This window comes from Desulfovibrio biadhensis (assembly GCF_055388615.1).
The window spans coordinates 4334017-4359636 of sequence record NZ_AP042477.1; the positions used below are offsets into that span (position 1 = coordinate 4334017).

General features: G+C 51.2%; 22 protein-coding genes. 11 read left to right on the forward strand and 11 right to left on the reverse strand.

The features are described 5' to 3' along the window. Positions 1-152: 152 nt before the first annotated feature. From ACZ5EH_RS18800 to ACZ5EH_RS18820, 5 genes are all read left to right on the forward strand, one after another. Positions 153-1937, forward strand: coding sequence for an ABC transporter ATP-binding protein (locus ACZ5EH_RS18800; protein WP_464275412.1), 1785 nt, complete (start codon positions 153-155; stop codon positions 1935-1937). Between the two features lie 2 nt (positions 1938-1939). Further along, positions 1940-2578 (forward strand): lysophospholipid acyltransferase family protein, encoded by a 639-nt coding sequence (locus ACZ5EH_RS18805; RefSeq protein WP_464275413.1) that lies wholly within the window; start codon positions 1940-1942, stop codon positions 2576-2578. Between the two features lie 5 nt (positions 2579-2583). Then, on the forward strand, positions 2584-3492 hold the full coding sequence (locus tag ACZ5EH_RS18810) for a lysophospholipid acyltransferase family protein (protein WP_464278328.1): 909 nt from the start codon (positions 2584-2586) through the stop codon (positions 3490-3492). 91 nt (positions 3493-3583) lie between these two features. Beyond that, complete coding sequence (locus tag ACZ5EH_RS18815) at positions 3584-5839, forward strand: CHASE2 domain-containing protein (protein WP_464275414.1); 2256 nt, start codon at positions 3584-3586, stop codon at positions 5837-5839. Positions 5840-5925: 86 nt separating this feature from the next. Then, the gene (locus ACZ5EH_RS18820; RefSeq protein WP_464275415.1) at positions 5926-6369 is read left to right on the forward strand and encodes a DMT family transporter; all 444 of its coding nucleotides are present in this window, start codon (positions 5926-5928) and stop codon (positions 6367-6369) included. Between the two features lie 27 nt (positions 6370-6396). Here ACZ5EH_RS18820 and ACZ5EH_RS18825 read toward each other — a convergent pair whose 3' ends face one another. Then, positions 6397-7815 carry a pyroglutamyl-peptidase I family protein gene (locus ACZ5EH_RS18825; protein ID WP_464275416.1) on the reverse strand — a complete coding sequence of 473 codons (1419 nt, stop codon included), beginning with the start codon at positions 7813-7815 and terminating at the stop codon, positions 6397-6399. A 1160-nt stretch (positions 7816-8975) separates the two neighbouring features. Between ACZ5EH_RS18825 and ACZ5EH_RS18830 the strand changes: the two genes are divergently transcribed. Then, entirely contained in the window at positions 8976-9701 is a 726-nt protein-coding gene (locus tag ACZ5EH_RS18830; protein WP_464275417.1) for a class I SAM-dependent methyltransferase, read from the forward strand. A gap of 12 nt (positions 9702-9713) precedes the next feature. Here the strand turns inward: ACZ5EH_RS18830 and deoC are convergent, their stop codons facing one another. The 10 genes from deoC to ACZ5EH_RS18880 form a co-directional block, all read right to left on the reverse strand. Then, the gene (gene deoC / locus ACZ5EH_RS18835) at positions 9714-10379 is read right to left on the reverse strand and encodes a deoxyribose-phosphate aldolase (protein WP_464275418.1); all 666 of its coding nucleotides are present in this window, start codon (positions 10377-10379) and stop codon (positions 9714-9716) included. Between the two features lie 160 nt (positions 10380-10539). Next, entirely contained in the window at positions 10540-11490 is a 951-nt protein-coding gene (locus ACZ5EH_RS18840) for a substrate-binding domain-containing protein (RefSeq protein WP_464275419.1), read from the reverse strand. 43 nt (positions 11491-11533) lie between these two features. Beyond that, entirely contained in the window at positions 11534-12499 is a 966-nt protein-coding gene (locus ACZ5EH_RS18845) for an ABC transporter permease (protein WP_464275420.1), read from the reverse strand. Beyond that, on the reverse strand, positions 12486-13991 hold the full coding sequence (locus tag ACZ5EH_RS18850; RefSeq protein WP_464275421.1) for a sugar ABC transporter ATP-binding protein: 1506 nt from the start codon (positions 13989-13991) through the stop codon (positions 12486-12488). Before ACZ5EH_RS18850 ends, ACZ5EH_RS18845 begins: the two co-directional genes overlap by 14 nt. Before the next feature lie 2 nt (positions 13992-13993). Continuing rightward, complete coding sequence (locus ACZ5EH_RS18855; RefSeq protein WP_464275422.1) at positions 13994-15502, reverse strand: FGGY-family carbohydrate kinase; 1509 nt, start codon at positions 15500-15502, stop codon at positions 13994-13996. A 76-nt stretch (positions 15503-15578) separates the two neighbouring features. After that, positions 15579-16634 carry a galactitol-1-phosphate 5-dehydrogenase gene (locus tag ACZ5EH_RS18860; protein WP_464275423.1) on the reverse strand — a complete coding sequence of 352 codons (1056 nt, stop codon included), beginning with the start codon at positions 16632-16634 and terminating at the stop codon, positions 15579-15581. 13 nt (positions 16635-16647) lie between these two features. Then, positions 16648-17493: a MurR/RpiR family transcriptional regulator gene (locus ACZ5EH_RS18865; protein ID WP_464275424.1), complete on the reverse strand. Its 846-nt coding sequence runs from the start codon at positions 17491-17493 to the stop codon at positions 16648-16650. Between the two features lie 757 nt (positions 17494-18250). Next, complete coding sequence (locus ACZ5EH_RS18870; RefSeq protein WP_464275425.1) at positions 18251-18535, reverse strand: transcriptional regulator; 285 nt, start codon at positions 18533-18535, stop codon at positions 18251-18253. Between the two features lie 24 nt (positions 18536-18559). Then, positions 18560-19063 carry a 2-amino-4-hydroxy-6-hydroxymethyldihydropteridine diphosphokinase gene (gene folK, locus ACZ5EH_RS18875; RefSeq protein WP_464275426.1) on the reverse strand — a complete coding sequence of 168 codons (504 nt, stop codon included), beginning with the start codon at positions 19061-19063 and terminating at the stop codon, positions 18560-18562. 8 nt (positions 19064-19071) lie between these two features. Continuing rightward, a complete protein-coding gene (locus ACZ5EH_RS18880) occupies positions 19072-20241 on the reverse strand; it encodes an LL-diaminopimelate aminotransferase (RefSeq protein ID WP_464275427.1) in 1170 nt (389 codons plus the stop codon). A gap of 146 nt (positions 20242-20387) precedes the next feature. On the opposite strand from ACZ5EH_RS18880, the gene xerD reads away from it, so the two are divergent. The 5 genes from xerD to ACZ5EH_RS18905 all read left to right on the forward strand — a co-directional run bounded on the left by xerD (position 20388) and on the right by ACZ5EH_RS18905 (position 25618). After that, complete coding sequence (gene xerD, locus ACZ5EH_RS18885) at positions 20388-21329, forward strand: site-specific tyrosine recombinase XerD (protein WP_464275428.1); 942 nt, start codon at positions 20388-20390, stop codon at positions 21327-21329. A 38-nt stretch (positions 21330-21367) separates the two neighbouring features. After that, positions 21368-24046, forward strand: coding sequence for a CBS domain-containing protein (locus tag ACZ5EH_RS18890; protein ID WP_464275429.1), 2679 nt, complete (start codon positions 21368-21370; stop codon positions 24044-24046). Between the two features lie 134 nt (positions 24047-24180). After that, on the forward strand, positions 24181-24657 hold the full coding sequence (locus tag ACZ5EH_RS18895) for a TIGR00725 family protein (protein WP_464275430.1): 477 nt from the start codon (positions 24181-24183) through the stop codon (positions 24655-24657). Between the two features lie 39 nt (positions 24658-24696). After that, on the forward strand, positions 24697-25191 hold the full coding sequence (locus ACZ5EH_RS18900) for an HIT family protein (protein ID WP_464275431.1): 495 nt from the start codon (positions 24697-24699) through the stop codon (positions 25189-25191). 19 nt (positions 25192-25210) lie between these two features. After that, positions 25211-25618 carry a lipopolysaccharide assembly protein LapA domain-containing protein gene (locus ACZ5EH_RS18905; RefSeq protein WP_464275432.1) on the forward strand — a complete coding sequence of 136 codons (408 nt, stop codon included), beginning with the start codon at positions 25211-25213 and terminating at the stop codon, positions 25616-25618. Positions 25619-25620: the final 2 nt, after the last annotated feature.

Here is a 25620-nt window from a genome sequence, read left to right on the forward strand (position 1 = left end):
AGATTTTTGAGATTGCGATAGGATTTATCTATAAATAAGGTGTTTTGCCTTTTCAGAGCTGCCGTTGCCCAGGCACGCGCCCTTGTGTAAAGTGCCTCTGCTGCACACAGGTATCTGGCAGGCAATCATACAGAATAGTTATCGGACCCTTCATGAAACTGCTTCTCGACGAATCTTCCATCAAGAGTTGGCCCTTGCTCAAGCGTTGTATGGCTTGTTTTGCACCCTACAAAGGGCGTGTTATTCTCGGCGTTTTTTCCATGGCAGTGGTTGCCGCATGCACCGCTGCCGCCGCGTTTCTGGTGCAGCCAGCCCTGGATGATATTTTCTTCCGCAAAGATGAGGATGCCCTGTTCCTGATTCCTTTTGCTTATGTATTGTTGATACTGGTGAAGGGGACTTTCCAGTATTTGCAAAACTACATGATGAAATCCAGTGGCTTGCGTGTATTGGAAGATCTCCGCAATGATCTTTATGACAAGATAGTGCTCTTGCCTGTGCGGTTTTTCGAAGAAAACCAGGTGGGAATGCTCATGAGCAGGGTCATCAACGATGTATTACAGATACGCATGAGCCTGCCGGCAATAGTGATGATCGTGCGCCAGATTTTGACCATGATCGGCCTTATCGGGGTTGTCTTCTACCGGGACTGGCAGTTGGCTATTTGGGCGATGCTTGTACTGCCGTTAGCCATCTTTCCCTTTGCCTATTTTGCTCGAAAGCTGCGCAAGTATGGCCGTCGCAATCAGAGCAAACTTGCGGACATCTCCACTGTTCTTCAGGAGATTTTCAGCGGTATCCGCGTAGTCAAAGCGTTTGCCACGGAGCGTGTTGAGGCGGAGCGCTTTTCTCATGAGAACAAGCGCCTTGTCGGAATAGCGGAAAAGGAAGTCATTTATTCTGAACTGTCTTCCCGAATCATGGAACTCATTGGCGCCATCGGGGTCGCCCTGGTCATTGGCTATGGCGGCTACAAGGTAATTTCGGGAGAATCAACCCCAGGAACATTTTTCTCTTTTATTGCCGCTCTGATAATGCTTTATGAACCAGTAAAAAAGATGTCGGATGCCAATTCTGATGTGCAGGCCGCCCTCGCTGGTGCAGAGCGGGTCTTTCAAGTACTCGATTCCCCTGAACTGGACGTGGAGCAAGGGGGGCAGACGCCGTTTTCCGGAGATTTCCAGGAACTTACTTTCAAGGATGTGACCTTCAGCTATGACGCAGGGCAGACTAATGTTTTGCAAGGGATAAGCTTTACCATAAAAAGGGGAGAACGCCTGGCCATCGTCGGTCCAAGCGGTTCAGGCAAGACGACTCTGGTTAATCTTATTCCGCGTTTCTACACCCCCACCGGGGGGCGCATTGCTTTTGACGGCCGCGACATCAGTGATTTCACGCTCTCTTCCCTCAGGCGCCGGATGGGACTTGTCTCGCAGGACAGTTTTTTGTTCAATGCCAGTGTGCTGGAAAACGTCGCCTACGGGCAGCCCTCCATAGATGCGAAAGTGGTTGAAGAGGCTTGCAAGGCCGCCTACGCACACGATTTTATTAAAGATATTTCCGCTGGCTACGATACCATGCTGGGGGAACGCGGGGTCAAGTTATCTGGAGGGCAGAAACAGCGACTGACGATTGCCCGCGCCCTGGTCAAGGACCCGCCGTTGCTGATTCTGGATGAAGCAACCAGTGCCCTGGATACAGAGTCCGAGCGCATCGTGCAGATGGCCCTGGAAAACCTCATGAAAGGGCGCACCAGCATTGTCATTGCCCACCGTCTGTCCACGGTGCTCGGGGCAGACAGAATAATTGTCATGGACAAAGGGTGCATTGTGGATCAGGGCCCCCACGAACAATTGCTTGAAAGCTGCCCCTTATATGCCAGGCTCTACGCCATGCAATTCGATACCGCGGTCGTCACCGGCCAGCAACAGGCATAATTATGCGAATACCGGTTTCGTATTACGCTCCGGCCATGGCGGCGCTGTACAAGCTGTGGGAAGCCAGCATGCGCCATGAAGTCATTGGTTGGGACGCTGTGGAACAGGCCAAGGCAGCAGGCCGTAGTATTGTGTTTGCCCACTTTCATGACGAGACTTTTTGTTTGCCATACCTTCGTTTGATGGGAGGGCGCCACAGATTTGTCGCCATCGTCAGCCAGAGTCAGGACGGAGAAATCATGGCCCAGCTGCTGCAGCGTCTTGGGCTGGTTACAGCCAGGGGATCAAAATCCCGCGGTGGGGTGAAAGCTCTTATCCTTGCAAGAAAAAGCATGCGGCAAGGGTGTATTGGCGTTGTTACTGTGGACGGCCCAAGAGGCCCACGGCACAAAGTCAAAGAAGGGGCAATATACCTTACACATAAGACAGACGCACTGCTGGTTCCCATCCGCATTACTTTGAGCCGCAAAAAAGTATTTGAAAAAGCATGGGATAAGTTTCAGCTCCCCTTACCCGGCGCAAAGTGCCGCATTGTACTGGGTGCCCCCTACGAGCTGGATGACAAACATGACGAACTGGACAGCACGCGGTTGGCCAAAGAACAAGAACGGCTTGAACAGCGCATGCTGGCCCTGGGCTGAGTGCGATTAGCGCCATGCTGGACTATTTGTATCAAGCAGCCACTGCCCTTGCCGCAAAGGGGGGCTTTGCAGGATCCCGCAGACTGGGCGACATTGCCGGCTGGATAATGTGGCATGCGCTTCTCTCCAGACGCAGCATGGCAGCAGCTTCTGCCTCCAGGCACTTGGGGTGTTCTGAAGAAGAGGGCAGGCGCATTGCCAGAGCCAGTTTTGCCCATACGGGGCGCGCTTTTTGTGAAGCTGCTATTACCAACCTGGTAGATTGGCGTTTTGAACAAGAACGTCTCCATATTGCCTCTCCTGCAAATTTAGCCTCTCTTCAGGCGACAAAAGGCCCCATGGTACTTGCCTGCGCCCATTTGGGCTCATGGGAATTGCTGGCGGGCATTCTCCAATTGGCGATTCCCGGACGCGCCAAAGGTGTTGTGGTGCGCGAAGGGCACGACGAGGCGCTGAATTATCTCATGCAACGACAAAGAGGGCGCCCGGGCGTTGAAATAATCGGGCATCGCAATGCCGCGCCAAAGGTTTTACGCCTGCTCCGTAACAATGGCGTGTGTGCTTTTTTGGTGGATCACAACACAAGACAGAAAGAGGCAGTGTTTCTTCCTTTTCTCGGTGAAGAAGCGGCGGTGAATGCTGGCCCCGCCATGCTGGCAGTACGCTCGGGCGCAACTGTATGGCCTGTCTTTATGCTGCGGCAAGCTGAAGGACAGTATGAGTTACGCATTGAAACGCCTCTGTATACGTCTGAACTTGACTTGCCTGTTGCCCAAAAAATTGAACAGACAGCCCGTTTTTATACCATGGCTGTGGAACAGCAGGTACGTCGCAATCCGGAACAGTGGTTGTGGATGCACAAGCGTTGGAAAACGCGCAAATCTGTTCCTGAATACCCCTTGAACAACGTGTGATGCCGTGGCTTTCCCTCCAGGATTTGATTTATTGAGGTACTCTGGAGTATGATTTGTTGACTGTTAATCAGGTGCTCCAAAAGGGGGGGCAATGCAGCAGCAATGGCTGAAACGATTCTGGAAGCTCATACAAAAAGGGCGCGGGGTGTTATTGGCTGTTGGTCTTGCCGTTTCGCTCCTGTTTACAATATCTTATGCTGTACGCCCGATTTTTTTTCGATACCTGGATGACAAGCTTTACGATTCCATGATGCGCAGCGCGCATAGCGTGGATACTTCAGATATTCCCGCCATAGTCGATATAGACGAAAAAAGCCTTCTGGAGATTGGTCAATGGCCCTGGCCTCGGTACAGAATCGCCCGTCTCCTGGAAAAGATCAAAGAACTCGGGGCAACAAGCGTTGCCCTGGATATGGTATTTTCAGAACCTGACCGGACTTCTTTGAGCGTACTCAGTAAAGAGATGCTCAGTGAGCGTAATGTACGCATGAATTTCAAAGGGTTGTCCGAAGAATTGCTGGATAACGACAAGACCCTCGCAAAAACCCTTGAAAACGGGCCTTACGTTCTGGGCTATCATTTCAACTTCGAACCATCTCAGGATTCCGCTCCCGAAGATTGCGTCCTGCACCCACTGCACCTTTCGGTCATGGGGGGGGCAGATTCGCAACCTGTCGAGCAGGTTTTTTACGAAGCCCCTGCTGTGGTGTGCAACAAACCAGTACTCAGCAACGTAGTCAGCGAATCGGGCTTTTTCAATGCTTTGCCTGATGCTGATGGTGTGATTCGTCATGCACCGCTTATCATCAGATATGAAGATAATTTTTACCCCAGCCTGGCGCTTGCCGCCTATCTGCGGGCCTTTCCCACAAAACAGATCATTTTGTGGTTGCGACCTACACCAAAAGAAGGGCAGGAGCCCCCATCTCTTCAGGTTGGCGACAAACTGATTCCCCTGGATGCCCATGGCCGGATGATCATCAATTTCCATGGCCCTCGGGAGACCTACCCTTATTATTCAGCTACAGATATTCTAAATGACCGTCTGCCCCCCGAAACCTTCGCTGGAAAAATAATATTTATAGGTACTTCCGCAGCTGGCCTGAAAGACATCCGCACGACCCCACTGGACCAGGTGTACCCAGGCGTCGAGGTGCACGCTGCAACCCTGGACAATATCCTGCAGCAGGACTACATGCATAACCCTGCTATCCTCAAGAATATCGAGGTAATGCTAACATTTCTTCTGGGTATTCTCTCCACCTTGCTGTTAGCCTGGGCAAGTGCGCTATGGAGCCTCTTGCCTCTTGGCCTGTGTGTCGGAGGCATCTGGTATGGTGCGGACTGGCTATTTCGCAGCCAGGGCATGTTTATATCGCCCCTGATTCCTACCTTGACTTTGGCAATCAACTTTATGTTGCTTACTTTGCTTAAATTCTGGCGAGAAGAAGGGCAGCGCAGGTTCTTTCACCAGGCATTCTCGCAGTATGTTTCCAAGGCTGTTGTTGAAGAAATAGTCAAGTCTCCTGAACGCTTGTCATTAAGCGGCGAGGAACGCGAAGTCAGCATCCTGTTTTCGGATATCCGCAGTTTCACTTCCATGAGTGAGAAACTACACCCCAACCAGGTGAGCGAACTCCTCCATGCGTATTTTACACCGATGACGGCTGAAATTACAGCTACCAATGGCACGTTGGACAAATTCATTGGTGATGCGATCATGGCGTTCTGGAACGCCCCTTTGAATACACCACAACATCAAAAGAAGGCTGTGGATTCTGCCGTGGGCATGTTGCATGCTCTTGATCGTTTGAACCCATATTTCAAGGAAAAATTCAACCTTGAGCTGGCCATAGGCATCGGGCTGCATTGCGGCACTGTACGCGTAGGCAACATGGGCTCAAAAGATCTCTTTGATTACACTATTATCGGCGATAGCGTTAACCTGGCATCCAGGCTGGAGGGGTTAACCAAATTCTATGGGGTGGGTATTGTTTTGAGTGAAACCATCCGCGAAGCCTGCCTTATGGACACAACCGCCACGCCGATGTATTTTCAGGAACTGGATACTGTACGTGTAAAAGGTAAGGCGCTCCCCATCAGCATTTATACACCGTATTCGGAAGAGCAAAGACAAATCCATGCTGCAGAACTGGAAAAATATGAAGAAGCGCTACAGCTTTATAAAGAACAACAGTTTTCTGCTGCCCAAAATATGTTTGCAGATTTGCGGCAGAATCATCGTGACATGAAGTTATACGCAGCCTATCAGGAGCGGTGTATGCAACTCCAGGCTTCTCCTCCAGGGGAAGGGTGGGATTTCGTCTTCACACACAGCTCGAAGTAATTTCTTCCTTGATTGTTCTCTCAGGGCTTTTTTCGCCCAATTTTTCCTATGCGCAAAACACCATTTTTAAAAATTAAGGATATCAAATGAGTCTTTTATACATTCTGCTGGCGCTGATCGCCGGCGCTTGCCTGCCTGTTCAAGGGGGCATTAACAACACTTTGAAGGACTGGACAAACCATACGCTTATTGCAGCGCTCATCAGCTTTGCCGGTGGCACGCTGACACTGGCGATCATCGTTTTTGCAGCCAGACTGCCCCTGCCACACCTGGCTGCAATAGGGCAGACCAAGTGGTGGCATTTTACCGGAGGGCTCTTCGGCGCCTTTGTCGTCTCAGTGATTATATTTCTGGTTCCCAGGCTGGGGGCGGTTACCATTCTTGGTCTCGCCGTGACCGGGCAAATGGTAGCGTCACTTGTTTTGGATCATTATGGCTTGCTGGGGTACCCCGTTCAGGAAATAACTCCCTTGCGACTACTGGGCGTGGCGTTGCTCATCTGTGGGGTTATGCTTATCCGGCTTTTTTAGATATTCAAGCGTTACTTGAAGTAAATTTCACATTGAGAGGTATAACACGCCGCGAATTCCAGGAGCCAATTCGCGTGGTAACAGAATTTGTCCAGAACTGAGCAAAACGCCTGTATTTCCTGGAAAATGCGTGCCTTGCTCTTCCCCTTTGCGATCACTTACAAGTATTGCATCGAAGGAGCTGTTCTTTTTAAGATACTGAAATATGGATGTATTGCCTATCCAGTTAGTGCCTATCAGAAGGAGGGGCACTTTCCTTTTTATGTATTCTGTGAAGGACTCGTCATAAACCACATCGTGACAAATGAGCACACCCGCCGCAACACCGGGTAATGACAGAATCGGATAGTCTCCACAGCCTGGGGAGCTCCATTCGTGGTCGCACCCGTACAAATGATTTTTATCGTATTTATAACCTACTGTCCCATCAGGGAAAAAGACCACATAGCTGTTGTTCCACCTGGCATCCTGATAGACAGGCATTCCGACTGCCACATAGCCTTTGACGGTTGCAGCGAGTTTTCCCAAGCGCTGCATAAAATCAGGTGATTGCAGCTCCGGGTTATTGGCCAGAAGTGATTTGAGATCATCGTGGATGAAGCCGGTAAGGGCCATCTCCGGGAACATATGAAAATCGACCCCACGGCTGGACATTTCTTTGACGATCTTCTCTATTCTCGAGAGGTTGTCGGACACATCATCTTCCGTTGGCTCGAACTCATAGACACCGAATCGCAAATGCTTCTCCTTTAAGGTTTGTAGTATGCTGATAAGCGCGCTCTCCAGCCCGTGTTCACCAGAAAGACGCATATCCGGCACATGAATAAATCCAGCTCGAAGCAAGGCAGGCTGGTGTGCTGTGTATTTCATGAGTTGGTAGAATACATTGTTGCAGATATAAGCGCCCGCGCTTTGGGATATACCAGCCTTGAACCCTTTTGTTTCAAGTACGTTTTTAAGCGTCTCAAGGGGCAGGGTGCTTTCAACTCTGGCAGGACCGGAAGGGGATATCTTCCCGGACACAACACGCCCTGCATTATCTTTGAAGCCGCCGTTGTTGTTATGCGCAGCACGCTCCATCCTGATTGTCTCGGCTCCGGCGGCAAGACCAAAAGCCAACACAACATCAGGGCGCCATTTATCCAAAGCCTCACGTAAACGAGGCCATGCACCATCATACGTCACTGGAAGAGTGAGTCCCTTGACCTCGAGCGCAGTTGCAGCGCTGAGATATCGGCACAGATCACTCTGATCCGGCTGCGATGTACACGACTGGATATGCTGTGCAAGCAACTGCGTAGGATTTACTTTGTGAGAAGCAAAGGGTTCGAATCCTGAAACAAGCACCCGTAAAGGGGAGGAGGCCTTGCAAATACAAGGAACAAAGATGAGCAGGCAGCAAACGAAAAGAAGGGCGCCTAAAAAAAGAACGCCCTTTTTGATCAACGGTTGCGAGCTGTTAAGAAACATGCATTTGTCCAGGGAGTTACTCCATGTTCATTATGAATTGCCCCCACGCATTGCCAACGCGCCAGGTGCCTTGAATGGTTCTGCCGTCAGGTTGAACTTGCCCTACGTATTCAATGGCATGCCCAACATTTGAGGTTCCATCATACTGTTTTGTAAAGACTATTTGTCCGTTATTCCAAATTTGTCCTTGAAAATAAGAGTAAAGAAAACGGGAGTTTGAATTACCAAAGGTGTTCTCTTCGGTAATTCTGCCTGAAAACCTGGTACCAGGGTTTGATACCTCAAAAGTAAAGCTCACAGGTGGTCGTCCGTCATTGTAATAATATGCGCCTGACCACCGCCCCCACATTTCCATTGCCTGGGAAGGTACAGCCGTATTGAGAATAATAAGCAGAGCAAAGCTGGCAGCAATCCAAGCCTTTAAAACGAGTCTTGATAAGGGCGCCCCCCTGATACTACGATAGCGAGTTTTTGCACGAAAGAACGTGAAGGAAGCTTATACGGTTTTAACTACGCTGTGAGGATGATAATCGTCAATTCCTTGTCTGCGATTCAGATTACAAACCTGGAGACAGCAGGAATGAGACTTAGGCCTGTGCGTTTCATAATGCCAACAAAAACAGAACCGCGTTTGTGATTATTTCAGAATATGCAAAGGGCTTGAATAAAAGGGGTGAGCCTCGGATTATGCCATCCGTTTATTATCATTGGTGATACAAAAGTTAACATAATTTACATTATGAGACAAAACAAGAGATTGCGCCTGTGACACAAGGTTTCTTGAAGATTTCTGGTTTTGAGTAAAATTTACCACCATGGCCTTGAAAATTGAATTGGGAAATGTCCAAAAATGTTTTGCATTTCATCCAAAGATGGGCAGCAACCATATCAATAAATAAACAGCATTTCCTTTGCGCCGGTCTGAAGCTGACATACAAGGCGCACGAAACAAAGGCGCACAAAATAATCATAATATTTGTGTTCAAAGTGCAAATGTTATTAAAAGATAAAAATAAAAAACTTGTAAATACTATCATTTCTTGCACGGAGCTTTTTCAAATGGTAAATACATATTGAATCAATATTGAGGCATACTCTATATGTCATTTTCATATTTATTATAAAAAGGAAAAGCCATGGAGCTAAAAAGTCTGCTTCGCGAATTATTGAAGCCACTGATTGAGGAAGAGATTGAAGCGGCATTGGAAAGAGATAGTAAGAATATTGAGCGGCACTTTCGCAAAAAGGCTATGGAAAGTTCTTCCGCCTTTATAACGCAGCACATGCCTGATGCGGTTCCGTTACCCCACAAATGGGCTCTTCTGGATCAAGGCCTGGAGGCTTCTACAGATATTATAGCCAAACATCCGCAGGCGCTGGTGTGCGAATTTGGTGTGGCCACTGGCTCCACTATCAACTATATCGCCAAAGCCCTGCCAGAAACGACTATTTATGGATTTGATTCCTTTGAAGGATTGCCGGAAGATTGGCGTGACGGGTATCCTAAAGGCGCTTTTAGTCGCACCGCCCCTCCAGAGGTCGAGAATAATGTGACTCTTGTCCAAGGGTATTTTGATCAGACCCTTGTCCCTTTTTTAGAAGCGCATTCCGCCCCTGCTGCCCTTCTGCATATTGATTGCGATCTGTACTCGTCAACCAGGACAATTTTCCAGGCATTTTCCCAACATCTCATGCCTGGCAGTGTCCTGGTGTTTGACGAGTACTTCAATTACCCCGATTGGGAGCATGGTGAACACCTTGCACTGAACGAATATTTGGAAGAATCAGGTCTTGCAGCCCAATATCTGGGGTACTGCAAATTCCATCAGCAGGTGGTGCTCAGGCTTATTTCCCAGGAGTAATACAAAAAAGGATTACAGGCTGTCCACGATGGCCACACCGGCGCTTGCACCAATACGGCTGGCGCCGGCTTCGATCATGGCGATTGTATGGTCGTAGTTCTTGATGCCGCCAGAAGCCTTTACGCCCATGTCTGGTCCCACGGTTGCGCGCATAAGTGCAATATCTTCTACTGTGGCGCCGCCCTTGCTGAATCCTGTGCTGGTTTTTACAAAATGCGCTCCAGCCTTTTTGGAAAGCTGGCAAGCGGTCTTCTTTTCTGCATCCGTAAGAAGGCAGGTCTCAATGATGACTTTAACAAGAGCTTTAGGGTTGATTTCAGCCACGGCACTCACCACAGCCTTGATATCTTGCTCCACGTAGTCTTCCTTGCCGTCCTTGAGCGCGCCTACATTAATGACCATATCCAGTTCCGTAGCGCCCTGCGATGTGGCAAGGGCTGCTTCTTTGGCCTTGATCTGGGTTGCATTGGCGCCGAGGGGAAAACCGATGACCGTGCATACATCTACACCAGAATCTTTCAATTTTTCAACACAGAGCGGCACGTAGCAAGGGTTTACGCATACCGATGCAAAGCTGTATTGGCTGGCCTCTTCGCACAGCTTTACAATGGCGGCTTCCTGGGCCTCAGGTTTCAGAATGGTGTGGTCGATGTACTTGGCCAATTCTTGCTTGTTCATAACTATCTCCAGTGGTTAAAAAAACGGTCCCGCGCATGGTGCTGCAACGACAGCGCGGGACCGGTAGCAACATAAATCAACACATTGACATGCAAGCGCCTTGTAGTCGGAATACAACTTTCACGTAAGAGCCCTGACTCTTACAAACCGAATAAGCGCCCTATTTGGTCTCCGCGAATACCTTGGAATCATCAAGATATTTGGCGGCATTTTCTTTGGTGATGAGGCCGGTGCCTGCATCGATAAACTCAGGATAGGATTTGCCTTCCAACACACCCATGGCGGTTTCGACTGCCATGGAGCCCAACAGCGCAGGGTCGTTGAGGACAGTTCCGTCATAGGTGCCGGCATCAATAGCCTTGACAGCCTGCATAAGTCCGTCGATTCCCAAGATTTTTACCTGGTCCAACTTGCCATTCTGCTTCAGCACCTGAACAGCGCCCAGGGCCATGTCATCGTTGTGCGCATAGACAAGAGCAACGTCCTGGTTGGCTTCGTACAGATCCTGAAACGCTTTCACAGCTTTGGAGCGGATGTATTCGCAGTAAGGGCTCTGAACGACTACAATGCCCTCTTCTGCGTCAACGGCCTGGTGAAAGCCGTCACGACGATCCATCATGACCTTGCCGCCAGCTGCGCCCTGGATTTCTATGATCTTGCCCTTTGCTTTGCCTTTTCCACCGAGCAGCTCAACAGCAAGTTTGCCGGCTTCGTAGCCCATCTTTTTGTTATCACGGCCTACGAAGGTTGCCAGTTTGCCCTTGGCAGGACGGTCAATAGCAATAACAGGCACATCGGCATTCGCAGCAGCACGCATGGCGGGTGCAACGCCATTGGGATTGACGGCGTTCAGCAGCAGAACGTCCACACCTTTGGTCAGCAAGTCCTGCACGTCTTTGTTTTGCTTTGCTATGTCACCCTGAGCATCGACATAGATGAGCTTTGCGCCGAGTTCATCGGCTTTTTTCTCAGCAGCTTCCATCAAGGCCACATAAAATGGCGAATCAAGGGTTACTTGAGAAAAGCCGATGACTTTTTCCTGCGCTGCGGCAAAACTCGCACTGACCATCAATGCGATGGCAATAAGAAAAACAACCATACCTCTTTTCATGACAACCTCCCTGAGTAGTTATGAACGCGTAAACCCAACACCTCTAGTCACGCGCCCGAAAGAACTGGTTCAGCAGCAAGGCGATTACGATGATCGCCCCCTTGAAAATCATCTGGTAGTAGGAAGAAAGTCCTGCCAGGTTGAAGATGTTGGTAATGATGGCGAGCAGCCATACACCACCAAATGTGCCAAGCACGCCGCCGCACCCCCCCATGAGGGATGCGCCACCGAGCACAACCGCTGCGATTGCGTCGAGCTCCATGCCCTTCCCTGCCGTTGGTTGCCCCACGGTGAGCCAGGAAGCGGTCAATATGCCGCCAAGGGCGGAAAGCGCGCCTGAAAGCATGAACACGATGATGACACTGCGTTTGACCCGGATGCCGGACAGCCTGGCCGCTTCGGCATTGCCGCCGACTGCGTAAAGTCCCCGGCCGAATGTGGTGTACTTCAGCATCAGAGCAGAGAGGACGGTAATGGCAATCCAAACAAGTCCGCTCACGGGCAGGCCAAAGAGGAAACCAGCGCCCAGCCACTGAAAGGCTTCCGGGAGATCGAACACTGGAGTGCCGTCCGTGGTAAGCAAGGCCAGACCGCGCGCAGCCACCATGGTTGCCAACGTGGTGATAAAGGAAGGCACACCTCCCTTTGCACTGATCACGCCGTTGAACATCCCGAGGAGTATTCCCACTGCGATACTGGCCAGGAGGGCGATGACAATTGGGTATCCATCGGCCATGAGCACAGAGACCACCATACCGGCCAATGCCAGCACCGACCCTACTCCAAGATCGATGCCACCAACCAAGATGACCAGGGTCATACCGATGCTGACAACACCGATGGTGGATGATTGCTGCAACAAGTTCACGAAATTCTGCAAGGTGAAGAACTTCGGTGATATGACCGCGGCGATGCACGCAAAGAGAACGATGAAGATGAGCAAGTTATACTTGCGGAGAAACTCTTTCCACGCATTATTTGGGCTGCAGGTGGGGTTAACGGCTTTCATGTTCCTCTCCGGTTATGGCTGTGTGCAGAATCCGCTTGGTTGAAAAGGGCGGTGTAAACTCGCCCACTATGTTGCCTTCGTACAGCACCAGAATCCTGTGGCACATGCACTCCAGCTCCTCGAGCTCGGAAGAAGCCACCACGGTGGCGGTCTCCGGCTGGCCGGCAAAACCTCGGATGATGTCGTAGACCTCCTCTTTGGCGCCGACATCGATTCCTTGGGTGGGTTCATCAAACAACAACAGCTTAGATTTTTTCATCAGCCATTTTGCGATGACCACCTTCTGCTGGTTACCGCCGGACAAGCTGCGAACTTCGGTCATGACGCTGGGAGTCTTGATTCTCAGTCTGCTCACAAAGGAGCGCGCCAAGGCGTAAAGCTTGCTGGGGATGAGAAATCCGTGGACCGAAACATCCGGACTGGCGGCAATGGCTGCGTTTTCCCAAACTGGAAGCCCCAGGATCAGCCCCTGGGTCTTGCGTTGCTCGGGAATCAGCCCCACGCCTCGTTGCATGGCGTCCACGGGTGACGTAAGGTGCGCCTCGTTGCCATAGAGTTCGATTTTTCCCTCATAGCGTAACGAGCCGAACAGCGAATGCAGAATTTCCGAACGCCCCGACCCTACTAGACCGTAGAGACCTAGAATTTCACCTTCTTTGACATTGAAATGCACGCATTTGAGTACTGAGTTGGTCAGGCAGTGCGTGCGGATAATGTCCCTATCGCTGTGTGGAGGCAGAGCACAGCCTTTGCCGCTGCGAACGTCATGGCCGATCATCAGCCGAACCAGACCTTTAATGTCCAGGTTCTTGATGGGGCCGGTATGCACGTGTGCCCCGTCTCGCAGCACTGTCACGCTATCCCCCACCTGGAAAAGCTCTTCCAGGCGATGTGAGATGTATATGATGGTTACGCCATGGGCCTTGAGGTCAAAAACAACTTTAACCAAAGCTTTAAACTCTTCCTCACTCAAGGTGGCGGAAGGCTCGTCCATGACGACCACCCTGGCTTCGGCAGCCAACGCCTTGCACAGCTCCACGATTTGTTTGTGCCCCATACTGAGGCTGGAAACCGTGGCGTCAGGGTTAGTTTTGATGCCCAGGCGAGCCAACAACTCTTGGGCGCGCCGTTTCATGACGCCCCAATCCACCACACCTGGGAGGGTTTCAGGGTATTGCCCAAGGAAGATGTTTTCCGCCACGGTGAGTTCCTCCACCAGGGAAAGTTCCTGATAGATAACCGCGATGCCGGCCTTGAGACCGTCCTTGGGGCTTTGCATGACGACTTCTTCGCCATTAATGAAAATGCCACCGGAATCTGCGGAATACACACCCGATAGAATTTTCATCAGGGTGGATTTACCTGCACCGTTGGCGCCGATAAGGCAGTGAACTTCGCCGGCGTTCACCCTGAAATCCACGTTGTCCAGAGCTTTGACCCCTGGAAAGGATTTGTTGATGGAACGCATTTCAAGAAGGGGAGCGGTAGCCATGGCTATTCCTTTCTTCCGGCGCGCATAAGCGGACTCAGAGCCTCATAGGTGGCCAGATATCGCTGATGCGCCTTGTCATATATCCACGTAAGGGAGGAATCCGGCTCCACAACGCTACGTTGATGGACCATGGACTCTGACGCCGCCTGAAAGCTGGGGTGAATGCCTACACCAACCGAGCCCGTGATGGCGCCGCCCAGAAGAACGGCATCCGTATCCTTGGTCAGGACTATTGGGGTTTGGCAAATGTCGGCGATTATTTGCAGCCACAGCGGGTTTTTGGTGACGCCGCCGCATACGGCCATGTTGTCCACGTGATACCCCCCTTTTCTGAAGGCGCTGAGGATATTACGCGTGCCATGGGCTACGGATTCAAGAACGGCCCGGTACATGTGCCCCCGTGTGTGGTGGAGGTCCATGCCCCACATGCAGCCTGTAAGGTCAGGGTCACAAACAGGAGTGCGGCTGCCCTGCCAGAAGTCCAACACGGTGAGGCCATCACACCCGGGTGGGGCAGTGGCAGCTTCCTGAGCCAGAAGCGCATACGCCTCATCACCCAGGTCCTTGGCAAATACTTCCTTGAACCAGCGGGTAATGGCGCCTGCTGAAGTCTGCCCTCCTTCAAGAAGGCTGTATCCCGGCACAACAGCGTTGGAATAAGGTCCCCAGAGTCCTGGGATGAACATGCGTTCTTCACTTAATGCCAGGTGCACAAAGGAGGTTCCCATGATCACCCCCATGATGCCTGGCACAACAGTTCCAAGGCCCACCATGCCGACGTGGGCGTCGATACCTCCCTGAATGAGCATCGGCGTTCCCTGGATGCCCAGCTCTTTGGCGGCTTCTGGAGTCACCCGTCCGACGGGTTCTCCCATGGCCTTGACCGAGATGGGCCACTTTTCCGCATATTCCGGAAAGCCGATTTCCTTGAAGAATTCCTCAACAAAACCACCTTCCACATCGGAAAAGGTCCATTTGCAACTGGCATTGCATTTGGAAGCTGCCCACTCTCCGGAGAGTTTGAAGTTCAACCAGTCAAGCGCCTCCACTATTTTGTAGGCGCTGTTGTAGAGTTCCGGTTGGTTTTTCTTCATCCAGAGGGTTTTCGGGAGCATCCACTCCACTGAGACGCCACCGCCACAGTATGAAAGGATGGGGTGCCTGGTCTCGTTGACCATGGCGCATTCCTTGCGGGAACGCGTGTCCATCCACAATATGGCGTTACCCAAAGGGGAGCCCTGGGCGTCCACAGGGAGAACAGTGGAAGATGTGGCTCCTATGCAAATCGCAGCCGGAGTATAATTTCCGGAAAGCGCAGCAGCGGCCCTATGGCAGCTGGAGCAGATCGCCCTCCACCAATCAGAGGGGCGTTGTTCCGCCCACCCAGGGTGGGGGTAACGCGTTTCATAAACTTCTTCGGCCATGGACAAACGGTTGCCTGCTTCGTCGAAACAGGCAGCCCGTGCGCTCTGCGTGCCAAGGTCGATACTGAACAAGACGTTGCGAGCCATCACGTCCTCCAGTCATGCGTGTATCTAAAATGTCGTGGAAATCGGCGGATTACGACGATTTCGAACACGATCTGGTCTAAGGCAAGAACATGATCTTACTGAAGAAGAACTTCTCGTTGGCTAGCTTGTCAAAGAATGCAGGCCCTTCTTCCAGTTGCAACCTGTGGCTGATGAAACTCTCCTTCCACATGGCGCCCTGCTCCATCAGTTCGACACTGTATGTCCATTCACGGCCGGGGAAAGGCTTGGAAAAGGAATTCCAGCTGCCTTGGATATGCAGTTCGCCCCGCAAAATACGATCCACGGCTTTTTCACTCAGGGTGAGGGAATCATGAGAAATACCCAGGAATATGATGACGCCGTGATTGGCGGCTGAAAGAACGCACTGGTGTTGCGCAACCTGCACACCGGAAGCATCCAGAATGACATCCGCCCCACTGGGTGCGATTTCCTTTATGGCTACAGACGCTTCTTTTTCAACACTGTTGACTACTTCGTCACAGCCGGCGTCCTTGGCCAGCTCCAGCTTATCCTTGCTTACGTCTACACCGATGACGGTCTTGGCGCCCAAATGCTTGGCCAATTGCACAGCAAACAGGCCTATGGGCCCAATACCAAAGATGGCCACCACACTGTCAGGGCCGATTTCCGCCTTGTTCAGAGCATGTACGGCGTTGGCTGCAGGGTCCACCATGGCGCCGGCTTCAAAGCTTACGCCATCGGGCAACGGAATCAGGTTTGCTTTAGGAACGCGTACATATTCAGCCATGGCGCCATCGGAACGCGACCCCAGGTAGTCATAGCTTTTGCACAAGGAGTAATGCCCCTTGTCACACCATTCGCACTTCATGCACGGAATCAAGGGCGCTGCTGTGATGCGTTGCCCAGTGGTCACGTTATCCACTTCGGCGCCGGTCTGCACCACGACTCCGGCGAATTCATGTCCGGTGATGAGTTCTGAAACATGAGCGCCGTAGGTAAGTATTCTCGGAATATCTGAGCCGCAAACACCGCATGCCTTGACGTTGACAAGAACCTCATCGGGCTTGATTTCCGGGACCGGAACCGTTTCAAATCGAACGTCGCCCGGTGCGTGCAATTTCAGGGCGCGCATTGTCGATGGTACAGTCATGACAAATCCTTTGTTAGAATTTAAGGTAAGAAGTTGATCTGTATGCAGTTTCCAGAGCCTGGAGCGCGGAATCCCCTCTCCGGATGCACAAGCCGATATAAAGCGTCTCAATAATCGCCATCTGCACAATGCGCGTCATGGCAGCATCAGTACGATAGGTCAGTTCCTCAGAAACGGTGGCAATGACAACATCAGCGGCTTTTGCCAGGGGCGAATCCTTGGAGCCGGTTATGGCAATAACCTTCACAGAAGGTTTGGCTTTTTCCACAGGAATGATGAGGTCTTTGCTCTCCCCTGAATGGGAGATGGCGAATACAACATCACCAGGTCGTGGTAGAGCCAGGACAGAAGCCGTGACATGGGGGTCGCACATGGCGCGACAATTCGGGATGAGTTTGGAGAATTTGAAACAAGCCATGTCCGCCATGGCTGCAGAGATGGCAAAGCCCAGAAAGAAAGCACGCTCGGCCTTTTCCAGCAATGCCAGCGCATCTTCCATGTCTTTGGTTTCCAACAAGGCAAGATTGGAATCCAGAACACGTATGGCCCCGTTGAATATTTTCTGTTTCAGGGTGGCCAGACTGTCTTGCCCTGTTATGTCTTCATAGGTGCGGTAATAGGAATTCTCCGCCAGTTCGCCGGCAAGGGTCACCTTGAGATCGTTGTAACTGTCCAGTCCCAGCTGTCTGTAATACCTGACAATGGTGGCCTCGCTCTTGGCGCCGCAAGCGTCTGCCAATTGCGTGATGGACATTTTTACAACCTTCTCAGGATTTTCTGAAATGAACCTGCTGATCGCCTGTTGCGTTTTGCTCATGGACGACAGGTTCATTCGGATAGTCGGAAGAATTTTCTTCATAAGAAAATTTTTTTCCTTTTCCGTTGAAGATTCTCCAAATGAAAAAAATTTTTTCCAAATTATCTCTGTGACAATACTGTGTCAAGATGGTTTTCTTCTTTTTTTCTAAAATGATAGTTTTACAAAGTCGTAAAAAACAGAAAAGGAAGGGGGGGAATTATTCTAAGTCTGAGAAATATGTATGGAAGAATGTGGTCGCTAGGCTTGCCATAAACAAACCCCCAGGTAAGAGTCTGCTGCTATTAGGTATATATTCTTAGATAACAGGATGTTACTTGGTCTGCCATGTAACATTGAGTAATCCCTACTTTTTATGCTGAATTGTCATTTTCGTTTTTCCGAAAAACAACATTCCGCCTTTTTGGAGATTAGGTAGATATAATTCATGCGCTGTACTCCCTCTTGAAGCTTGGTATAGTCATGACGTACTTCCGGTGTTTCGAAAACTTATCAAAATAAGATGTAAAGCCGAGTTAAGCTTTAAAGTACTTTGCTTTTTGTGCTGGTTGCGTTTTTATTGCGGTTAGGCCATGGGAGGCTGGCGAATTATACGTATTTCAGTGTGCAATTATGATAAGTGCTTAGATTACAATACGCGGCGAACACGTATAATACGTGCCTTTCTGATCGATGTGGGCAGTGGGGGGCGACGGCAAGGGAGAGGTCTATTTTGAAAGGCTTGACCAGCTTGCGAAATAAAATGCGTTTTGCCCTTATCTATAGGAACACAGGCTGGTCAAGCCGGAAGATATGAACGCTATTCTTCTTCAGAGGATTGCTTGGGAGGCTCTGCGCCGATCTGTTTGAGGTATTTGTCACGGCATTCATAGCTGCAGAAACGGTGTACCGTCTCCCCTTCTCTGACACGGATATCACTTTCTACACTGACATACGTGCCGCAGATGGGGTCCTTGATCAATTCCCCTGTCGCTTTAAGGCGATCAGTCTCCTTTTTGCTCTCGGTTTTCTTGCGCTTCGTGTCGTTGGTGAACATCTTGTAAAGCACAAAACCGGCAAGGGCGAGAATAATGAATTTCCACATGGTTGCCTGCCTTTTCTCTGGTGTCTATTCCTGGGTTATGACGTCTCCCTGGAGGTGATACGCTATTGCCCTCAGCGCCTCGTTGAGGGGGGTTCCATCAGGAAAAACAAGCTCCGGCGCGAGATCCTGCAGCGGCACGAGAACAAACGCCCGCTCTCGCATGCGCGGATGCGGCAAGATGAGCTCCTCCCTACTCCATACTTCAGAGCCAAACAGGAGGAGGTCGATGTCAACTGTTCTGGGCCCGAAACGCGCTGCGGCATTTTGCCCTTGAGCAGGTAAACGAACCCTCCCCAGTCTGGTTTCTATGGCCAGCATGTCATGCAACAGGTCAAGGGCGGACATGCCCTCTTCCACTGCAAGTCTGGCAACAAGATTCAGAAACCAGGGTTGATCTTTGTAGCCTTGAGGCTCGGTCCGGTACGAAGGTGAAGCATCCAGACGCACAACCCCGGGCAACGCCTCCAATTCCGCCAGTGCACGTTGCAGAATGGAGGCGCTATCGCCCAGGTTGGAGCCAAGCCCCACAAAAGCGGTTACAGGCTTGCGATACGTGAGACCGCCTCCTCGAGTTGTTCATTGCCAACGGTGAGCGAGATGCGGAAAAAGCCTTCGCCCGGGCCGCCAAAACCGTTGCCGGGAGTCAACACGACGCCCGTTTCCTGGAGAACACGGGTTACAAATTCGGCTGAGGTCTTGTATCCAGCCGGAATCCTCGCCCAAATGTAGAAGGAGGCTTGCGGTACTTTGCAGCTTACGCCGATCTTGTCCAGAGCGTTGATGACAACGTCACGACGCTCCTTGTACATGGCGCGTAGTTTATCAGCGAAAGCATCTCCCTGATCCAGGGCAGCGATGCCGGCTTCCTGAACGGACTGAAAAATGCCGGAATCCACGTTTTCCTTGATTTTTCCCAATCCCTGCACCAGTTGCTTGTTGCCTACGGCCATACCGATGCGCCAGCCGGTCATGTTGTAGGTTTTGGAAAGGGAGTGGAATTCAATGGCGACGTCCTTGGCGCCCTCTATTTCCAGAATGCTCAAGGGGCGATTGTCAGGATCGTAATAAATCTCAGTGTATGCGGCGTCATGGACCAAAATGACGTTGTACTTTTTGGCTAGAGCCACGCATTTTTCAAAAAAGCTCTTGGGCGCCGTTGCAGCCGTGGGGTTCCCAGGGAAATTCAGGAAAAGCATCTTGGTCTTTTCCCAAACTGCCGGGTCGATGCTATCCAGATCCGGAAGGAAGTCGTTTTCTTCCAAAAGCGGCAGGTAATGCACATCCCCGCCGGCAAAAGCCGTGGCGATGGGGTACACCGGGTAGCAAGGGGTTGGAATCATTACCAGGTCGCCAGGGTTGACGAACGCCAAAGGAAAATGTGCGATGCCTTCCTTGGAGCCGATGAGCGATACGACCTCGCTGGCGGGGTCCAGGTCCACATCGAAACGACGCTTGTACCACCTGGCAACGCTTTCACGAAAGCTGAGCAGCCCCACATAGGAGGGGTATTGGTGGTTTACCGGCGTGTACAGGGATTTTTCCATGGCCTGGATGATGAAGTCAGGTGTCGGCGTGTCCGGATCGCCGATTCCCAGGCTGATGATATCCACCCCCCGGGCTTTGACTTCGTTTTTGACCCTGTCGATCTCGGCAAAAAGATAAGGGGGTACGGCGGCCAGTCTGTCTGCGAGTTGAAACTGGGGCATAAGCTGCGTATCCTCTGAGTGGTTTGACTTTTTTTTTTCTGTGCGTGTGGCCTGCGTAAAGACTTTTTGTCTAATTGCGGCCGAAGGCGCTGTCAATTCTTTCCCTGCAGTGCCCCTGCTTCGGGCCTGCCTTTTGGATATCTGCAATGGACGAAAAGGAAATTCAGCTTCCAGCTGCACACCTTGCCCTTCTCGATGGGTTCTGTACCTCTTTGTTAGTGGAAAAAGGGCTTTCTGAAAACACCCTGAACGCCTACACCACGGATTTACGATCTTTTTTTATGTTCGTGCTCGATTGGGGCAAACCCCTGGATCAATTATCAGAAGAAGATCTGGTGATGTATCAGGCAACCCTGCGTGGACAAGGGCTCAACAGTCGCAGTTTGGCGCGCCACCTTTCGGCGCTACGCGGTTTTTTCAGTTGGTGTATGGAAACTGGGGCGATGACACGAGACCCTTCGGCTTTTCTTGAAAATCCCAAGCTGGCCAAGGCCCTGCCGCAGGTACTCTCTCGCGATGAAATACACCGCATGATGGCGCAGCCAAACCTGGGAACAAAGCTCGGTTTCAGGGACCGCACCATGCTAGAATTGTTGTATGCCGCCGGTCTCCGGGTTTCTGAATGCGTCAAGTTGCAGCCGCTGCATTGTGACATCCAGTCAGGATTGCTGCGTGTTTTAGGCAAGGGGGCAAAAGAGCGCTTCGTTCCAATCCACGAAACCGCGCAAGAGTTTTTGGATAATTATCTCAACCACTGGCGCCCCTCTTTTTCTCCCCAAGAGCCGTATGTTTTTCTGAATCGCTCAGGCAAAGGGCTAACACGCCAGGCTTTATGGAAATGCATCAAGCGCTACGCCTCCAAGGCCGGGATCAGGAAGGATATCTCACCCCATACCTTTAGACACTCGTTTGCCACCCATCTTTTGGAAGGAGGGGCAGATCTTCGCAGCGTGCAACTGCTGCTCGGCCATGCAGATGTCACAGCCACTGAAATATACACCCACGTCCAGACAGCGCGACTGCTTTCCGTACATCAGGAGTACCACCCCCGCTCCATTCACTCCCGCCGTCAATCTGACGACGTGTGACATTCCCAAAACACCCTCTTCCTTGATAGAGTTCCCTAATGTCTGAGCAACAGAATGCAAAAATAGTCATCACCGCGCATAACAATGCGGATTTCGATGCTCTGGCTGCCATGATAGCAGCCAGCAAACTCTATCCAGGGGCAGTGTTGGTTTTTCCGGGAAGCCAGGAAAAAACCCTGCGGAATTTTTTTATTGAAAGTGCAACCTATTTCTTTAATTTCAAAAACGTCAAAGAAATCGACGTTGATTCCGTTGAAATACTGGTCATGGTCGATACGCGCCAGCGCTCCCGTTTGGGGCATGTTCACGCGATTCTCGACAAGCCAGACATAGAGGTGCACGCCTACGACCATCACCCAGATTCAGATGACGATGTGCCCTATTCCTCCGGCATTGTTAACTCATGGGGCGCCACCACCAGTATTCTTTCCCTGGAGATGCAAAAGGCGGGCATGCGCCTGACTGAGGAAGAGGCCACAATCCTCGGGTGCGGCATATTTGAAGATACTGGTAGCTTTACCTTTTCTTCGACAACCGCCCATGACTTTTCGGCAGCGGCCTGGCTGCGAGAACAGGGAATGGATCTCAACGTTATTTCAGACATTTTGCATCGTGACCTCACGGCGGAACAAGTCGCCATTCTCAATGATCTGTTGGAATCTTCCACTACCCATGAAATAAATGGCGTGGTGGTGACAATAGCGGAAATTTCCTTGAAGCATTACGTGGGGGATTTTGCTCTTTTAGTGCATAAGATGCTGGATATACAAAATATACGCATCCTCTTCGCTCTAGGGCGCATGCAGGACCGCATTGTGCTTGTGGCCAGAAGCCGCACAACCGACGTAGATGTGGGGCATATATGCTCTTCTCTAGGGGGTGGGGGGCATTCCTATGCTGCCTCGGCCAATATCAAGGACCGTACCCTTGCTCAGGTAAAAGATGAGCTGTTCGCCCTCTTGTATACACACATAAATCCGCAACTGCTGGTAAAGGACCTGATGTCCTCTCCGCCGTTGATGGTGGAGACAAGAGCCACCATAGACGACGCCGTGGACTTGATGTCCCGTTTCGGCCTGAAGGCTGTCCCTGTTATAGAACCTGACACGAATCGCTGCGCCGGCGTGCTCGATGCGGCCATCGCCACCAGGGCCCAGGGGCACGAACTCGGCCATATCGCAGTGGAAGAATACATGCTGCGGGAGTGCTCAGTCATCAATCCGCACTCCGACCTCTACCCCGTCATAGAAATCATTATTGGCCAGCGGCAGCGACTTGCCCCTGTTGTGGAAGACGGGGAAGTTGTGGGCGTAATTACCCGGACAGATCTGATCAATACGCTTATTGAGGAGCCCGCGCGTATTCCCGAAACACTGCAGCCGGAGAAAAATCGCGAACGGAATGTTCGCAGTCTGATGCGGGAGCGCCTCAACCGTGAAAACTACGCCTTGCTAGAATCTGCCGGTAAACTGGGGCAGGAAATGGGTTTTCCGCTCTATGTGGTAGGGGGATTTGTCCGCGACCTGCTCCTCAGACGCCCTACAGCAGATATGGATATTGTAGTGGAGGGCGATGGCATCGCTTTTGCCAAGGCGCTGGCCGCAAGACTCAATGGCCGCGTGCGCGCGCATCACAAGTTTAAAACAGCAGTTCTCATATATACGCAAGATGACGCAACTGAAGAAAAACATATAGATGTGGCCACGGCCCGACTCGAGTATTACGAGTACCCGGCGGCATTGCCAACAGTCGAACTTTCTTCCATAAAAATGGACCTTTATAGAAGAGATTTTACGATAAACGCCCTTGCCGTGCAACTTAACCCTGGCAGCTTTGGACGACTGGTGGACTTTTTCTCTGCACAGCGAGATATCAAGGAACGCACGCTCAGGGTATTGCATTCACTCAGTTTTGTGGAAGACCCCACCCGCATGCTCAGGGCAGTTCGCTTTGAACAACGCTATGATTTTGAAATCGGTGGACAGACGCGGCGATTGATTAAAAACGCCCTGCAACTCAAACTCCTGGAGCGCCTTTCAGGAACACGGTTATTCCATGAATTCAAGCTTATACTTGAAGAACACTATCCCTTGTCCTGCTTGCGCTCCATGGCCAAGCTGGAAATGCTGGCGGCCATCCACCCCAAGCTGGAGCTCACACCCAACCGGGAAGCTTTGCTTGAAGAAATCGACAGGGTTTTAAACTGGTACCGTCTGCTTTACGTGGAGCCGCAACCAGACCCCTGGAAAGTGAACCTTTTGGGATTATGCGCTGCGTGGGCCCCAGAAGATGTCGAAACCCTCATGCGCCGCTTTAACTTTACGCAAAAACTGGCCAATGACTTTACCACGACTCGTGAGCAATTAGTTAGTGTTACTGAAGAGTTGCTGCAATGGAACAACCGTAGCGGTCCTTTGAGTGAATTGCATCAAATCTTATCTCCTGTGAGCCTGGAAGGCGTGCTGTATCTTATGGCCAGGAGTCGACACGACCACATCAAGCGTAACGTTTCACAATATCTCAGCAATTTGCGTTTCATGGATGTGGAGGTCGGCGGCAAGGATTTGATGGCCATGGGGCTACCCCCCGGGCCGGCTATGGGGAAAATTCTGCAAAAGGTGTTGGCCGCTAAAATAGATGGCAAGGCCACAAGCATGATAGAGCAAGTGAAGCTCGCGCAAAAACTTGTTGAAAAAGAGAAACACGCTGGCTCTTAAAGTGTTACAAGGCGTATCTTTTTCAAAGGCAGGCGTCTATAATCCCTTGCCCTGTAGCTGACGTCTGTGTAATGTAATCAGCGACATAGACATGCTGCTGCGATTGTGCAACCTGCTTATGGAATTGTAAGTACATGGCTGCAGAGACACCGCGAAAGCGAATCGCCATAATCGGCGCGGGGATGTGCGATGCCCCTACCGCGACTTTTGCCTATGACCTGGGAAAAAGAATCGCCGAGGTTGGATGGGATATTGTTTGTGGCGGACTTGGCGGTGTCATGGCGGCTGCCTGCAAGGGAGCCAACCAGGCGGGTGGAGTGACGATAGGTATCCTTCCGGGGGACTCTCGTGATGCTGCCAACCCCTGGGTGCAGACGGCCATCGCCACAGGCCTTGGGCCCATGCGAAATTACCTTGTTGTGCTCAACGCAGATGTCGTTGTTGCGGTTGCAGGCGAATCGGGTACACTTTCCGAATTGGCTTTGGCAAAAAAAATCGCTAAGACTGTTATAGCATGGGGCCGCTGGAGCGCTTTGTCTGACGTTATTGCCGCCCGGGATATTGACCACGTTATGGAGTTGATTGACCAGGCATTGGCGGAGAACCCCTGACGGTCTGTTTATTTGTTTTGAAGGAGTGCAGTACGGATTATGGAAACCCTTTGGGCCCCCTGGCGCATTGACTACATTCTGGGACCAAAACCCGATGAATGTGTTTTTTGTCTGCCACAACACACGGATGAAGACGCAGAGCGTCTTGTGTTGCACAGGGCACAACATTGTTTTGTTATCATGAACAAGTTTCCATACAGCTCCGGCCATTTAATGGTAACTCCTTACAGCCATTTGATGAATCTGGTGGATTGCAGTGCAGACGAATGTGACGAAATCATGTGGCTTACACGTGAATGCGTCCGCATTGTGCAAAATGTATTTTCCCCCCAAGGGGTCAATGTAGGCTTGAATTTGGGCGAGGCCGCCGGCGCCGGCATACGTGAGCACCTGCATTTTCACGTGGTGCCCCGCTGGAACGGTGATTCCTCGTTCATGGCCGTTATGTCGGAGACGCGGGTCATTCCGGAATATCTGCGCTCCACCTATCAGAAGCTCGTGCCGCATTTCGATAACCTGCAACGCAACCGGTAACGTCACGAAGGAGGAGCCCATGCGCTTTCTCAAGGTTTTTGCCCTTGTCCTGCTGTTTCTCATCTCCATGATGTTCTTCATTCAGAACACTGAGATTCTCTCTCAGGAAATGTCGCTGCACCTGAATTTCTACATTGACGGCTGGATGCTCAAGTCCACACCGCTGCCCTTTTATTTTCTGCTGCTTATCGCCTTTGGTCTGGGCTCCATTCTTGTTCTTTTCTACTTCCTGATGGAAAAGATTCGCCTTTCGGGCAAACTGAAAGAATGTAACGGCAAGCTTTCCAAGCTCGAGCAGGAAGTAAATTCTCTGCGCAATCTGCCCCTGGAAAATACGAGCACCTCAAGCTACACCAGCTCCTACGGCACCACCAGCACTGAAAAGAAAACCGAGGACGAAAGCGAAGAGTCCAACACCTCAAGTTAAGA